The sequence below is a fragment of the Amycolatopsis sp. NPDC051071 genome (assembly GCF_040682875.1).
In the GTDB taxonomy this organism is placed as follows: domain Bacteria; phylum Actinomycetota; class Actinomycetes; order Mycobacteriales; family Pseudonocardiaceae; genus Amycolatopsis.
On the sequence record NZ_JBFBBY010000004.1, the window covers coordinates 117,688 to 131,977 of the forward strand.

The window sequence follows — 14,290 nt, forward strand, 5'->3', positions numbered from 1 at the left end:
ATGGTGGGTCAGCCCTTCAGTGCGCCCGAGGCGAGGCCGCGGACGAACGAACGCTGGAAGAACAGGAACGCGGCGACCGAGGGGAGCAACGCCAGCAGCGACGCCGCCATGATCACGCCGGGCGTCACGTCCGCGTCGATGCGTAGAGTGCGCAGGGCCAGCGGCAGCGTGTAGGTCGAGGCATCGGACGAGACCAGCATCGGCAGCAGGTACTGGTCCCAGATCATCGTGAAGCCGAAGACGCCGATCACGCCGAGCGCGGGCTTGCACATCGGCAGGATGATCTGCGCGAAGATCCGCAGGTCCCCGGCACCGTCGATGCGGGCGGCTTCTTCGAGTTCGCGGGGGACGTCCTTCATGAACTCGGTCATCACCAGGATCGAGAAGGCCCACGCGCCGAGCGGCACGATCATCCCGGCGAGGCTGCCGATCAGGTTGAGGTGCACCACCGGCAGATCCGACAGGATCAGTGACAGCGGGATCGCGAGGATCTCCTCGGGCAGCATCAGCGTCGCCAGGATCGCGACCAGCACGAAGGTCATGAAGCGGAACTTCTTGCGCGCCAGCGCGTATCCGGCCAGCACCGAGATGACGACCTGCAGCAGCAGGCCGAAGCCGACCACCAGGAACGAGTTGAGCAGGTACATCCCGACGCCGTGGTCGAACGCGATGCCGAAGTTGCCAAGTGTGGGGCTCGACGGGATGACGCTCAGCGCCGTCGGATCGGACACGTCGCTGAACGCGCTGACCAGGAGCGCCAGCAGCGGGCCGGCGAACACCGCCAGCAGAAGGGCGTACACGGCGTACTTCAGGATCCGTCCACCCGGCGACTTGACGGCGTCGAGGCCGAGTGCCGAATCGTTGGCCGCGGTCATGCGTCTCGCCTCCGTCGGAGCACCTGGACGAACAGGGTCAGCACGAGCGTCGCGAGGAACAGCAGGACCGCTCCCGCCGCGCCGACGCCCAGCCGGTTCTGTTCGAGTCCGAGTTTGTAGATCAGGGTCATCGCGACTTCCGTCGAGCCGTTCGGCCCGCCGTTGGTCAGCAGGAACACCTCGGTGAACACCCGCAGGCCGCGGATCGCCGCGAGGACGAACAGGATCGAGAACACCGACCGCAGGCCGGGCAGCGTCACGTGGAGGACCTTGCGCCAGCGGGAGGCACCGTCCACAGTGGCCGCCTCGTAAAGCCCGCGGTCGATACCCGCGAGGCCCGCCATGAAGATCATCATGTCGTACGGCGCACCACGCCAGATGCCGGTGATGATGACCGAAACCATCGACGTGTCGGGATCGTTGATGAAGCCGGACGGCCCCAGCCCGACCATGCCGAGGATGGAGTTCAGCATCCCGTCCTCGGTCGGGTGGTACATGATCCGCCAGAGTTCGGCGACCACCGCGATCGGCACGACGACCGGCAGGAACGCCGCCGAACGCAGGAACTTGAGCCGTTTGCTCTGGCCCTCCAGCAGCAGGGCGAGCGCGAGGCCGATGATCATCGATCCGGCGGTCTGCCCGATCGCGATGATGACCGTATGCCAGATGGCGGAGTGGAACGCCTCGTCACCGAGGACGGTGCTGTAGTTCTGCCCGCCGACCCACTGGTTGCCCAGATACGGCTGGACGTCCTGAAAGGACATCGTCACCGCGGTGATCATCGGGATGAACTTGAAGTACACGAACAGGATCAGGGCGGGGGCCAGGAACAGCCACGGCGTCCACCACTTCCCGTCGCGGTCGCTGCGCCCGCGGGCCCTCGGCGCGGGCGTCCGCTTGGCGGCGGGACGGTCCGCGCCGACGGCCGCCGGCTTGGCGTGATCTACGGTCATGACGCGCTGATCCCCTGTTGCTGCAAGGTCGCGGTGAGCTTGGTGTCGAGTTTGGCCAGTTCCGCCTTGGTGTCGAGCTTGCAGTCGGCGACGAGCGCGCTGACCGTGTCGGCGGTGTCCTGGCGGACCGGCGTCCAGTTCGGGATGGACGGCGCGTAGTGGCCGGACTTGGCGTAAATCTCGGCGTAGGTCTTCCAGCGCGGATCCGAGCGGACCTGGCTGATGTCGACGTTCTTGTTCACCGGGAGCTGCACGATGAACGCCGATGCGCCCTCCATGCCGATCTTCTGGCCGTCGGCCGAGATCGCGTAGTCCCCGAACGCGTCCTGTCCGGCCTGGTTCGGCGAACCGGCCATCATGTAGATGGACAGGCCCTCGGCGAGGACGTCGGAGTTCTTGGCGCCCTTCGGCATCGGGACGACCTCGTACTTGTCCTTGCCGAGCGACTTGTCGAAGCGCGGCAGCAGATACGGGCCGACGACGTACATCCCGGCCTTGCCTGCCTCGAAGGTCTCGTTGGTCGCCGGGGTCGGCATGGTGACCGAGCCGGGCTGGATCGCGTTGTCCTTGCAGCCGAGGTCGCGGAACCACTGGACCGCGGCCAGGGATTCGGGCGTGCTCATCGACGGCTTGTACTTGCCGCCACCGGCTTCGGTGATGAAGTCACCGCCTCCGGCCCACAGGAAGTTGGAGAAGTACCAGGAGGCGTAGCCCCGCTTGGTCGACAGTGTCGCGTTCAGCCCGGCGGTGTCGTTCTTGCCGTTGCCGTCGGGGTCACCGGTGGTGAACGCCTTGGCGAGGTCGACCAGCTCCGGCCAGCTCTGCGGCACGCTCTTGCCGAGCTTTTCGCGCCAGTCCTTGCGGATCAGCAGCGCGGAGGCCTGTGCGGAGTACGGCAGGCCGTACAGCTTGCCGTCCGGCATCTGGTTCGACTTCAACGCCTGCTCGGTGAGCTCCGAGGCGTGCTTGATCTTGCCCTGCTCGATCTCACGGACGAGACCCTGGCTCTTCAGCGTGCCCACCTGCGTGACGTCGTTCATCACGATGTCGGGCAAGTCGCGCTGGGCGGCGCGCTGGGCCAGCTTCGTCTCGAAGTCGTCGAAGATCGCGGTCACCTGCACCTTGAACCCGGTGGCCTTCTCGAAGGCTTCCGCGAGCCGTTTGGTGGCCTGCTCGCCGTCGCCGCCGGGAGTCGTCCGGGTCCACAGTTCCAGTGGTGCCTTGGTGTCCTGCGCGACGTTCGTGCCGGCGGGGCCTGCTGAGCAGCCCGAAATGACCAGCGCTGAGACAGTGAGTCCCACGCCGATCCACCGCGATTTCCGCATCGCTTCTCCTGTTCACTGTGGACCACGCTGTCTACTCCGCAGGGACGGTAAGCGCTTTCACGGTGTCCGGTCAATGGTCCGATGATTACGAATTTCAATCGGCCGGGTTTGCCTCTGTGCGGGACTCGCCATGCGTGGACCGGTCTAAGCATCCGATGTATGGTCGCCGCCGGAGGCAGAGATGACGCAGCAGCAGTACCGGCCGACGGCGCTCCTCGTGATGGAGGAGCGCCGCCGCGACGACGTTTACCCCGAAGCCGTCCTGAAGGACATCGGGTCGCTCGTGGACCTGCGCGAGCCGCTCACCCGCGAGCGGCTGGCAGGGGACCCGGGGGCGCTGGAAGGCGTCGAAATCCTGCTCTCGGGCTGGGGAGCGCCGGTAGTGGACGCCGTCCTGTTGGGACACGCGCCCGACCTGCGTGCGGTGCTCGTCGCCGCCGGCTCGGTCCGGCCGCTGACCACGCCGGAATTCTGGGCGCGCGAGATCCCGATCGTGTCCGCCGCGGCCGCGAACGCCATCCCCGTCGCCGAGTTCACCCTGGCCCAGGTCCTCTTAGGACTCAAACAGGTCCATCGGATCTCGCGAGAGATCCGCGACCGGCGGGCCTACCCGCCCGACCCGAGGGTCGCCGGGGCCTACCGCTCCAGGGTCGGCCTGCTCGGCCTCGGCGAGATCGGTGCTCTCGTCGCGTCGCACCTGCGGCGTTTCGACGTGGACGTGCTGGCGAGCGACCCCGTCGTCGACACCGCGGCCGCCGCCGAACTCGGCGTGCGGCTGGTCGGCCTGGACGAACTGTTCGCCACCTGCGCCGTGGTCAGCCTGCACGCGCCGCTGCTGCCGGAGACCGAGGGCCTGGTGAACGGCGACCTCGTCGGCCGGATGGGCATCGGCGCGACCCTGATCAACACTGCCCGCGGCGCCGTGGTCGACGAGCCGTCGGTCATCCCCGTACTGGACGCGCGCCCGGATCTCACGGCGATCCTCGACGTCACCTGGCCCGAGCCGCCGTCACCGGACTCGCCGCTGTACACACTGCCGAACGTGGTGCTCACCCCGCATCTGGCAGGTGCGCTGGGCGCCGAACGCGCGCGGATGGGCGAACTCGTAGCGGACGAACTGCGGCGGTTCGTGCTCGGGCAGCCGCTCCAGCACGCCGTCGCGCCGGAGCGGGCCCACTTGCGTGCGTAACTTGGTGGGGTGACACTCGCCTTTCGAGAGACTGGCCCGAGGACCGGTGTGCCAGTCGTCCTGCTGCACGCACTCGGCAGCAAATCCGGCACTTGGGACGATTTGGCCGCGCGCCTGGCCATGCTCGGCCGTCGTGTTCTCGCCGTAGACCTGCGGGGCCACGGCGACAGCGCGCATACGGAGAAGTACTCGCTCGACGCGATGGCCGACGACGTCGCCGAACTCCTCGAAGACCAGGTCGACCTGGTGGGGCACTCGATGGGCGGCCGGGTCGCCGTGCTGCTCGCCCAGCGCCTGCCAGGGCGGGTGCGGCGACTCGTCGTCGAGGACACCCCGCCGCCTCCGGAGCACGCCAAGGAGCCGCTGGCCCCGACCCAGGAGCCCGCCGAGCCACTGCCGTTCGACTGGCGGCTGATCGATCCGATCATGGCCGAACTCCGGACACCCGACCCCGGCTGGTGGGACCGGCTAGCGACGATCTCCGCGCCGACGTTGCTGGTCAGCGGCGGTCCGGCGAGTCACGTCACGCTTGCGTCGCTGGAGCGGATGAGCGGGCTGATCGCCCAGTGCCGCCTGGTGACGATCGAGGACGCGGGGCACCGGGTGCACGGTGCGAAGCCGGAGAAATTCGGTTCGGTGGTGGGAGAATTCCTCTGTTCATGAAGGAATCGGGACACTCAATGTCCCAATTCCTTCATGAACAAACTCTGGTAGCCGTCATTCGAGGGCAGAACCGCCCCCGGCGAGGTGCTTTCGCCGGGGGCGGTCCAGGTCAGGCGAGTTCCCAAAGCGCGGGAACGTTCGGCGGCTCCCAGCCGGGCATGGACGTATGCGGCTGGATCACGCGGTAGGTGCTTCCGTCGTACGTGACGGTCGCGCCGGAGCCGTAGTAGGTGTACGCGGCCCAGGTGCCACCCGGGGGGTTCGACGTCGTCGGGCTGGTCGGGGTGGTGGTCGGCGACGTGGTGGTGCTGGACGGCGGGGCACCGGTGACCATCAGGCGCAGGCCGTAGACGCTCAGGATCTCCGTGACGGGCTGGAAGTAGATGGTGCCGCCGGAGGTGCAGTCGCCGGAGCCACCGGAGGTGACACCCTGCGCCTGGTCGCCGGTGATCCACGAACCGCCGGAGTCACCGGGCTCGGCGCAGACGTTGGTCCGGGTCAGGCCGGTGATGGTGCCCTCGGGGTAGGTGACCGAGGTGTTCTTCTGCAGGATGGTGCCGCAGTGCCAGCCGGTGGTGGAACCGGACCGGCAGACCGAGGAGTTGAGCGGGGCCTCGGTCGAACCGGCGACCGGCACGGTGCCGGGGTAGCGGTTGACCAGCGCGCGCGGGGTGTTGCCCGCGTCGGCGCGGACCCAGGCGTAGTCGTTGCCGGGGAAGCTGGAGGCGACGACGGACCCGCTCGGGTTCGACGTGCGGGTACCGGCGGTGCCGCAGTGGCCGGCGGTCACGAAGCCGCCCTCGACCGGGAAGCCGATGGAGCAGCGGCCCGCGCCGAAGGTGTAGGCGTTGCCGCCGATGATGTCGATCAGCGCACGAGGCGTTTCGGTGCTGGCTTCGACCCGGACCAGATCGGCCTGGACACCGGACTTGGCCGCCCACGACTTGGCGGCGGTTTCGCCACCGGCGTTAGCCAGTACGACGATCGAGTTGGTGAGGACGTCGGTGTACCAGCCGGGCACGGTCTTCGGCGCGCTGGTGGCCTTGGCGTCCAGCTGAAGCTTCGCGGCGTCGAGCTGGCCGGCGCTGCGGGCGACGGTCTTCGGGGTCGCGCCCGCCGCGCGCACCAGGTCGGCCTGTGCGGCGTCGGTGACCGCGACGGTCAGCGTGGTTCCGCCGGCGTCCAGCCAGGATCCGGCGTAGGAAGCGCCGAGCTGCCTCTTGAGGGTGTTGTCGGTGACACCGGCACGCAGTTCGCTCGCGAGCCGGATGTTGGCCTGTTCGGGGCTGATCTTCAGGTCACGGGACATCGCGGCGAGCATTTCCGACTGCGCCTGATCGGCCGAGGTCACCGGTTGTCCGGCGCTCGCACTCGGGGTCAGGGCGATGGCGGTGACCAAGCCTGCCCCGGTGATGGCCGCGGCTGTGGCGGCGAGGATCTTTCTGTTCATGTCAACGCTTTCCTCGAAACGGGCGGGGAGGGGGATTCGTTCCCGACCGTACGAGGCACACCAAGCAACTGGTACATACCATTTGGGTCATATCGCCCGGCTTGAGCGCCGGGCGATATGACGTTCGATCAAGAAGGTTCGACAGGTGATCCTGTTGTCCTGCAAGGGTTTTCTCTGCCGGATGGCGAGGCTGGACCGGTATGTCCGGTTCGGCTCGCCGAGACGTTCTCGTCGTCAATACCGTACTTTGGAGGGGTATGGCAAAGGGAACGCCGGAACTTCTCACTGGGTGAGGAGAACCCGTCTGACCGATGAGTCAGGTGCGCAGCCACACCGCCGTGTCCGTCGGCAGGTCACCGTCGACCGGCCCGCTGGTCAGCAGCACTTCGCTGGGCGGCGGAAGCGGAACCGGCGAATCGGAGAAGTTCAGCACGAAGGTGAATCCCGGCTCCCGTGCGAACGCGAGCACGCCGTCGCCGAGTGAAAGCCACTCCAGATCCCCGGACCCGAGCGCGGGACAGTTCTTCCCGCAGCCGCAGCCCGGCGCGATACAGCCGGAGCATCGACGCCGGTTCGGCCGCCTGCGCTTCCGCCGTGCTGGAGCGCCATTCCGCGGGCTGGGGCAGCCAGGCCCCACCCGTCCCGAAGCCGAACGGCGGGGCGTCGCCGGACCAGGGGAACGGGACGCGGCAGCCGTCACGGCCGGGGTCGGCACCGTTCGTCCGGGTCCATACCGGATCCTCGCGGAGGTCGTCCGGGATATCCTCGATCTCCCACAGGCCGAACTCTTCCCCTTGGTAGACATACAATCCGCCCGGCAGCGCCAGGCTCAGCAGCGCCGCCGCCCGTGCCCGGCGAGTGCCGAGCCCGCGGTCCACCGGCGTCCCGTGGAGCCGGTCCGCGAACGCGAAACCGGTGTCGCCTTCGCGTCCGTACCGGGTCACGTGGCGGGTGACGTCGTGGTTCGACAGCACCCAGGCGGCGGGAGCGCCGACTTCCTTGTGCGCCACCAGTGTCCGTTCGATGACGTCCCGGAAGCGCGTGGAATCCCACGGGCACACCAAGAAGCCGAAGTTGAACGCCGCGTGCAGTTCGTCGCGGCGGAGGTAGCGGACGGCGCGTGACATATCCGGCAGCCACATCTCGCCGACGAGTATCCGTTCGCCAGGGTAGCTGTCGGCGATCTCGCGCCACGACCGGTAGATCTCGTGCAGCCCTTCCTGGTCGGAGAACGGGGTCTCGTCGCCGGGTTCGACATCGGGCAACCGCGGGTCTTCACGAGGCCATCGGCGACGTCGATGCGGAAGCCGTCGACCCCGCGGTCGAACCAGAACCGCAGGATGTCCTCGAAATCCGTACGGATGTCCTGGTTGTCCCAGTTGAAGTCCGGCTGGCGTGAGCTGTAGAGGTGCAGATACCACTCGCCGTCGGGCACCCGCGTCCACGCGGAACCGCCGAAGCGCGACTTCCAGTTGTTCGGCGGCTCGACGCCGTCCGGCCCACGGCCCGCGGCGAGCAGGCAGAACCTTCTCGCGCTCGTTGCGGGCCAGACACGCCCTGGTCGCGGAAGGACGCCTACCGGCGGGCCGTGGACCCCCGGACGACGAGTTCGGGTGCGAACAGCAGTTCCTCCGCCACCACCTCGCCGCCGTTTATGCGCTTGACCAGCAGTTCTACCACGGCGCGGCCCATTGCCTCGATGGGCTGGCGGGTGGTGGTCAGCGGCGGGTCGGTGCAGTTCATCAGTGCCGAATCGTCGTAGCCGACGACCGAGACGTCTTCGGGCACCGACAGGCCCTGCCGCCGGGCCGCGCGGATCGCGCCGAGTGCGAGCAGGTCGCTCGCGCACAGGACGGCCGTGGCGCCGCGCGGGTACAACCTGGCCGCGGCCGCGTGCCCGCCTTCGATGGAGACCTTGCCGTGCTCGACCAGTTCGTCCCGCGCCGCCGGGATCGACGCCGCCTCGGTGGAGATCGGACTGCCTGCCAACCCCGGATCTCCTTGGCAGGTGGCGAAAGTCGAACGCGGCTGGCCGACGCAGGTCGACGCCGTCGCCGTCGACGGCACGACCGGGCAGATCCTTGGCGAGGTCCGGTTCGCCGACTACCCGCTGATGGCGAAACTCGCCCGCTGGGGGATCGACGCGCATATGGGCGTGCTCTTCGGCTGGCCCAACCAGATCGCGTTGCACCTGCTGGGCCTCCGGTCCGGTCGGCGGGCCAAACCCGAATCCACCGACGTCACCGTCTGACACACGAATTCATAACGGACCGGCGCCACCGTTGGTCCGAACCGGTTAATACGAAATGAGGAATTGCCGTCCGCCCCCGCCGGATTTCGCCGTTCTTTGTCACCGTCTACCAGCGGAGGCGGCGAATTCCGGGCCGGGGCACCGGAATCTTGCCCGCAGACAGAACACTGAACCCAGGGTGACGACCTGTCTATAGTGAATGCTCCGAGTCGGTACGGTCGGCGATTCAGGAGTAATTCGGGGGGATGGGGGACGATGTCTGCTGACACCGCCACCTTGTCCGGCGTGGGGGCCGTCGTCCGCGGCCTCGTCGACGAGTTGCTCGCCCGCCCGGACGGTCAGAGCCGGGCGCTGCCCATCGTCGTGGCGTTGGGTCCGCGCGGCACCGGCAAGACAGCGTTGCTCGACACAGTGGCCCGGCGTTGTGAAGAGGTCCCGCACGCCTACCTCGATTTCGAGCGGCACGACCGGGCGAACGTCCAGCCACGCGAATTGCTCGGACATCTCGCCTTCGATCTCGGCCGTCGCTGGAAACAGTTCGGCAGACTGGCCTTTCCGCGGCTTTGGCTGTGCATGCTCGTCCTTGGTGCCCCGATGGAGTTGCACGACCGGCGCGCCGCGTTGCGCAAGCTGCGTGCGCTGCTGGCGGAGAACCGGCCGCTCGAACAGAACCGCGAAGCGATCGTGGACGTCGTGCGGCTGGCGGGTGGCGTCGCGCCAGCCGGAAGCCTCAAAGGCTGGCCCGAGGCGACCGACCTCCTGTTGCGTGGGCTCAGCTGGTACGACCGGCGACGGCTGGTCGGCAAGATGAAGGCACTGCCGACCGGTGCGGGCGATCATGAGGACTTCCTGATCGAGATCGCCAAGCACGCGCAGGGTGACGACGAAGACCGGGCCACGGTCGACGCCACCTTCTGCGACGCGTTCCTCGCGGACCTGCGCCGGAACTACTCCGGGCTCAACCGGTCCCGGCGGACGCTCAACAGCCTGATCCTGCTCGACAACGCGCATACCCCTGGCGGCCGGGACTTCCTGCACGCACTGACCGAGGCGCGGCACCGGGCAGGCGGCGAAGCCGATCCCTTGGCCGTCGTCGTCACCAGCCGGAACTGGAATCCGGAGTGGAACGAGAGCTGGTCGCCGCTGACCCGGCATCGCGGAAACCCCGGACACGGGCGGCCCACCGCTCACCGGACGAACGACCTCCGCTACCCCGCACCACGGCGGCCGTCCGATGTGGAGGCGGACTGGCTCGCCGGTCCCGATCGCCCGGAGTCGCGCTGGAGCCCCTGGTACCTGCTCGAACTAGGCGCACTGTCCAAAGAGGACGTCGTCGATATCGCCGTCGGCAGCGACATCCATCCCGCGTCGCGGATACCGCGGTTCCTGTACCGCCTCACCGACGGGCATCCCGGCGGGGTCGACGGCTCCATCGCCGCGCTGGCCCGCCAGTACGACGCCAGGGAGCCCGGCACCTTGCGCGCGACGCTGCACACCCCGGTCGCCGAACCGGACGGCTCGGGGGAGCTCCTGCTCGACCGGATGCGGGACTACCTGCTGCAGGACTTCTCCGCGGCGAGTCAGCAGGAACTGGTCACCGCGAGTGCGGCGCTGGACGTGGAGATGTTGTTTCACAAGGAGATCCTCGATCTGCGCAATCCGGCGGGGGAGGGCGCGCTGTTCAAGGAACTCGGCGATCGGCTGTGGCTGCGGGCGGAGCCCGGCGAGGAACCGCGGTATGTGCTGCACCCGTGGCTGCGCCGGATCCTGTTGCAGGAACTCGCTTCCCGGGACAACGACCATCCACTCAGCTGGGAGCGGGTGCACACCCGGTGCCGCGACCACTACGAGAAGAACGGCCGGAGCGTCGCGGCGCGCTACCACGATCTGGCGCTGGAGAACGTCGACGCGGCGGTCGGGCATCTGCGTCGTCCGTTCGACGGCACACGGCACGCCGAGTTCGACGCGGCGACCGCGGAGATCTGGCTGGCCGAACTCGACATCATCACCGCGGCGCCGAATCGGCTGGCGAAGAAGGCCGAACCGTATGAACAGGTCGAGTTCCACGTCGGCCGGGACGGCGACGAGCTCGGGACCACACTGGCCTGGCTGATCGTCGCGCTGTGGATCTCCCGCGACCCGCTCGGCGACCCCGGCGGCACGCTGGACTCGACGATAGAGGGTGGTTTCCATCAGCTGGCGCAGGGCAGGGGCCGAGGATCGATCCTGCTGCACGAGCGTGCGGAGGGCTACCGATGACCGGGCAGGGTGACCGGATCCGCCCGCCCCGGCCGACGTGGTCGAAATGGCTGCTGGCGAGCGGTGGTGTACTCGCCCTCGCGATCGTGCTGGTCGCCGCGTTCGTCGTGGTGCCCGCGATCAGCGAGGCACGTCGTACTTGCGGCACCGGGGTGGAGAAACGCGGCGACAACGAGGAGTGCGTCGGTGTCACGGACGGCGCCTATGTCTTCTCGCCGGAACTCCAGGGCGTCGAAGAGCACATCCGCGCCGAAAACGAAGCCGTCGCCGCGTCGGGACGGCCTTACGTCTCGGTCGCGGTCCTCTTGCCGATGACGTTGACCGACCGCGACATCCTGTCCGTCGAGTGGGTGCGGCACCAGTTGCAGGGTGCCTACATCGCACAGCACCGGGCGAATACGACACAGTCGTGGGGCAGCGTGCCACTGATCCGCCTGCTGCTGGCCAACCCCGGCAGCCGCCTCGCGCAGTGGGAACCCGTGGTGACGGATCTCGTCGGCCGGGTCACCTCCGAACGGCTGGTCGCGGTGACCGGGATCGGGCTGAGCCTCGGTACCGCCCGCGACGCGGTCCGGCGGCTGTCCGAGAACCGGATCCCGGTCATCGCCTCGCAGCTCGCCGCGGACGAGTTCTCCGAGATCCCCGGTTTCATGCGGGTGTCGCCGACCAGTTCCACCTATGGTCTCGCCGCGGCGAGTTACGTCCGGTCGACCGCGAGCACGGCGACGGTCGTACGGGACGTCAACCCCGGCGACCTCTACCCGAAGACCCTGGCGACCGCGTTCACCCGCAAGTTCTCGGACGACACCCACAAGATCGTCGGTCGGACCGAGGAATACGACTCCAGCCTGCCCGGGATCGAGAACACATTCCTGCAGATGATGCCGAACATCTGCGGCAACCAGCCCGAGGTGGTCTACTTCGCCGGACGGGAGAACCACCTCACGGCGTTCGTCGCCGAGCTGGCGCAACGTCCTTGTCTCGACCGGCACATCACCGTCCTGACCGGCGATCTGGGCCTGATCGGGCCGCCGGGCCCGGAGATGCAACGGGGCCTGCGGACGAACGTCACGGTGCTAGCGCCGGGCCTGGCGCATCCGGAGGCGTGGACGAGGGAGCCGCAGGCGTTCAACCCGACCGCCGTGGCGAGTTTCCAGGAACCCCAGTGCACCGGCTGCTTCCGCGCGGTGTTCCCGCAGGAACGGCTCGACGACGGCGTCGCGATCCTCGCCCATGACGCCGTGCTGACCGTCGTCTGGGCCCTTCGCGGCATCCCCCGGTTGGCGCCGGCGCAGGCGACGGCCCAGGACGTGCTGCAGGCCAGAAACCGCCTCCACGGCAAACTGGCCGTACCGGGTGCGAGCGGGATGATCTCGTTCGACGACAAGGGTGATCCACTCAACAAGGCGGTGCCGATCCTCCGGGTCCGGCCCGACGACACCCCCGAGTTCGTGCAGTTGTCGGCACCGGATTCATGACCTGATCCCCGGCTCCGGTCAAAGCGGTGCTCGCCGTCCACAGCCGCTCGGCGAGTTCGGTGTCGGCCAGCCTGCCGCGGACCGGTTCGAGCCGGGGCTCACCGCGTAGGCCGAACACCCTCGGCCCGAACATCTCCCCGCCGCGCACGGCGGGGTCGAGTACGGCGCGTACCGCGGGCCAGGCGCCGGCTTCCTTGCCCTGCAAGAGAAGTCCGGCAGGGAACTTCCGCCCGCTCTGCTCCGGGTGCACCGGACGGGGCGGGGTCAGGGAGTCGAGCGCGCCACCCGGATGGTCGACGACGCTCAGTACCTCGCTCCCGGCCGCGCGCAGCCGCCGATCGAGTTCGAAGGCGAACAGCATCTGCGCCTGCTTCGAACGCGCGTAGGTGCGCTTGGGCCGGTAGTCGCGCTCGCTCTGGAGATCGTCCAGGTCGAGTTCTGCGGACTTGCCGATGAAGCTGCCCGTCGTGACGACACGCCCGCCCGCCGCCATCAGCGGCAGGAGGTGGTGGACCAGCACGAAATGCCCGAGGTGGTTGGTGGCGAACATCAACTCGTGGCCCTCGGCGGTCTCGCGCCGGGGTGGTTCCTCCAACAGGACACCCGCGTTGCAGACGACCGCGTCGAGCCGATCGACGCCGAGAGTGTCCACAGCGGACTTGATCGACCCGAGGTCGGCGAGGTCGAGCTTCAGGTGGCCGAGCCGCGCGTCCGGGACGCGGGACCGGATCGACGTCAGTGCGGCGCCGGCCTTGGCGGCGTTCCGGCTGCCGAGGAGCACGGTGGCCCCGGTCCCGGCGAGCTGTTCGGCGACGAAGTAGCCGATCCCCGCGTTGCCCCCGGTGACGAGGAAGGTTTTGCCCTCGGCGCGAGGCGGCCGGTGGACGTCCCAATGCGACATGATGGCCTCCGGTTCAAAGTCGTAGTGACTTCGAATATACACGTGCTCTGATTTCGGAGTGAGTTCGATGTAAGCTGACCGCATGGGAGAGCCGGGCAGACGTGAACGCAAGAAGGCGGTGACCCGTCAGGCCTTGTCGAGGGCGGCGCGGGACCTGTTCCTGGAACGGGGCTTCGACAACGTCACCGTCGCCGAAATCGCGGACGCCGCCGACACAGCGGTGTCGACGCTGTTCGCCCACTTCCCGGGCGGCAAGGAAGCGCTGGTCCTCGGCGACGGGCAGGCACGCGAGGAGGCACTGGCCGCCGCGGTACGGAACCGCGCGGACGGCGTCTCGATCCTGGAGGCACTGCGCGACTTCCTCGCCACTCGCGGCCCGTTCGACCCGAATGCCGATCCACTGTCGCGCCGGGTCGCGGATTTGGTCGTCGCCACCCCGGCGTTGCGCGCCTACGCCAGGACACTGTGGACCGGATGCGAGGCCGCGCTGACCCGGGTGATCGCCGAGCAGACCGGGCAAGACGATTTCTCCGTGCGCCTGCTTGCCCGCTACGTGCTGGAGATCCCCGACCTGGCAGGTACGGAACCGGATCCACCTGCCGCGCTCGATGCCGCTTTCGCTTACCTGCGACGGGGTTGGCCGGAGCTGGTCTGAAGTTCGGGCCGTCCGTTCGTCCGAAACCAGCCCCGACGCGGCCATCGGGATCGGCGGCCCGGCGACATCGGGTCGAACCGCGGAAGCGGCCATCGCGGACCGGTAACTTTGGGGCACGGGTCTGCCCCTCAGCGCGTGCGAGGAAAGGCCGCGGGTAGGTCGTGAGTGTTTTGGGTCGTTCTAACGAACCCGCTCTTGAGCACTTACGCGTCACGTGTGGTGTTGCTCGGGTGAAGTACAGGAAGGCCCCCTTCCTTGCGCCTAGCGCAAGGAAGGGGGCCTTCCTGTACT

11 protein-coding genes and 2 pseudogenes are annotated in these 14,290 nt (G+C 68.3%); 6 read left to right on the forward strand and 7 right to left on the reverse strand.

From position 1 onward, the window contains the following. Positions 1–8: 8 nt before the first annotated feature. From AB0M65_RS02635 to AB0M65_RS02645, 3 genes are read right to left on the reverse strand one after another with little or no spacing between them, the layout of a single operon-like run. On the reverse strand, positions 9–875 hold the full coding sequence (locus AB0M65_RS02635; protein WP_364020325.1) for a carbohydrate ABC transporter permease: 867 nt from the start codon (positions 873–875) through the stop codon (positions 9–11). After that, complete coding sequence (locus tag AB0M65_RS02640) at positions 872–1,828, reverse strand: sugar ABC transporter permease (RefSeq protein ID WP_364020328.1); 957 nt, start codon at positions 1,826–1,828, stop codon at positions 872–874. Before AB0M65_RS02640 ends, AB0M65_RS02635 begins: the two co-directional genes overlap by 4 nt. After that, a complete protein-coding gene (locus AB0M65_RS02645) occupies positions 1,825–3,153 on the reverse strand; it encodes a sugar ABC transporter substrate-binding protein (RefSeq protein WP_364020331.1) in 1,329 nt (442 codons plus the stop codon). Before AB0M65_RS02645 ends, AB0M65_RS02640 begins: the two co-directional genes overlap by 4 nt. A 181-nt stretch (positions 3,154–3,334) precedes the next feature. Between AB0M65_RS02645 and AB0M65_RS02650 the strand changes: the two genes are divergently transcribed. Beyond that, positions 3,335–4,342, forward strand: coding sequence for a hydroxyacid dehydrogenase (locus AB0M65_RS02650; RefSeq protein ID WP_364020334.1), 1,008 nt, complete (start codon positions 3,335–3,337; stop codon positions 4,340–4,342). Between the two features lie 48 nt (positions 4,343–4,390). Further along, entirely contained in the window at positions 4,391–5,005 is a 615-nt protein-coding gene (locus AB0M65_RS02655) for an alpha/beta hydrolase (protein WP_364020337.1), read from the forward strand. 109 nt (positions 5,006–5,114) lie between these two features. On the opposite strand, the gene AB0M65_RS02660 is transcribed toward AB0M65_RS02655, so the two are convergent. From AB0M65_RS02660 to AB0M65_RS02670, 3 genes and pseudogenes are all read right to left on the reverse strand, one after another. Next, positions 5,115–6,455, reverse strand: coding sequence for an alpha-lytic protease prodomain-containing protein (locus AB0M65_RS02660; RefSeq protein ID WP_364020340.1), 1,341 nt, complete (start codon positions 6,453–6,455; stop codon positions 5,115–5,117). A gap of 316 nt (positions 6,456–6,771) precedes the next feature. Further along, positions 6,772–7,962: pseudogene (locus AB0M65_RS02665) on the reverse strand (alpha-amylase family glycosyl hydrolase); the annotation flags it as partial. Between the two features lie 68 nt (positions 7,963–8,030). After that, positions 8,031–8,393: pseudogene (locus AB0M65_RS02670) on the reverse strand (substrate-binding domain-containing protein); the annotation flags it as partial. Here AB0M65_RS02670 and AB0M65_RS02675 point away from each other — a divergent pair. From AB0M65_RS02675 to AB0M65_RS02685, 3 genes are all read left to right on the forward strand, one after another. Continuing rightward, positions 8,362–8,706 (forward strand): PepSY-associated TM helix domain-containing protein, encoded by a 345-nt coding sequence (locus AB0M65_RS02675; protein ID WP_364020343.1) that lies wholly within the window; start codon positions 8,362–8,364, stop codon positions 8,704–8,706. The pseudogene AB0M65_RS02670 and the gene AB0M65_RS02675 overlap by 32 nt on opposite strands. Positions 8,707–8,961: 255 nt before the next feature. Continuing rightward, positions 8,962–10,965, forward strand: a complete 2,004-nt coding sequence (locus AB0M65_RS02680; protein WP_364020346.1) for a hypothetical protein — start codon at positions 8,962–8,964, stop codon at positions 10,963–10,965. Beyond that, positions 10,962–12,443, forward strand: coding sequence for a hypothetical protein (locus AB0M65_RS02685; protein ID WP_364020349.1), 1,482 nt, complete (start codon positions 10,962–10,964; stop codon positions 12,441–12,443). Before AB0M65_RS02680 ends, AB0M65_RS02685 begins: the two co-directional genes overlap by 4 nt. On the opposite strand, the gene AB0M65_RS02690 is transcribed toward AB0M65_RS02685, so the two are convergent. Next, on the reverse strand, positions 12,364–13,344 hold the full coding sequence (locus AB0M65_RS02690; RefSeq protein ID WP_364020352.1) for an SDR family NAD(P)-dependent oxidoreductase: 981 nt from the start codon (positions 13,342–13,344) through the stop codon (positions 12,364–12,366). The genes AB0M65_RS02685 and AB0M65_RS02690 overlap by 80 nt on opposite strands. A gap of 82 nt (positions 13,345–13,426) precedes the next feature. On the opposite strand from AB0M65_RS02690, the gene AB0M65_RS02695 reads away from it, so the two are divergent. After that, the gene (locus AB0M65_RS02695; RefSeq protein WP_364020355.1) at positions 13,427–13,999 is read left to right on the forward strand and encodes a TetR family transcriptional regulator; all 573 of its coding nucleotides are present in this window, start codon (positions 13,427–13,429) and stop codon (positions 13,997–13,999) included. The last annotated feature ends 291 nt before the right edge of the window (positions 14,000–14,290 follow it).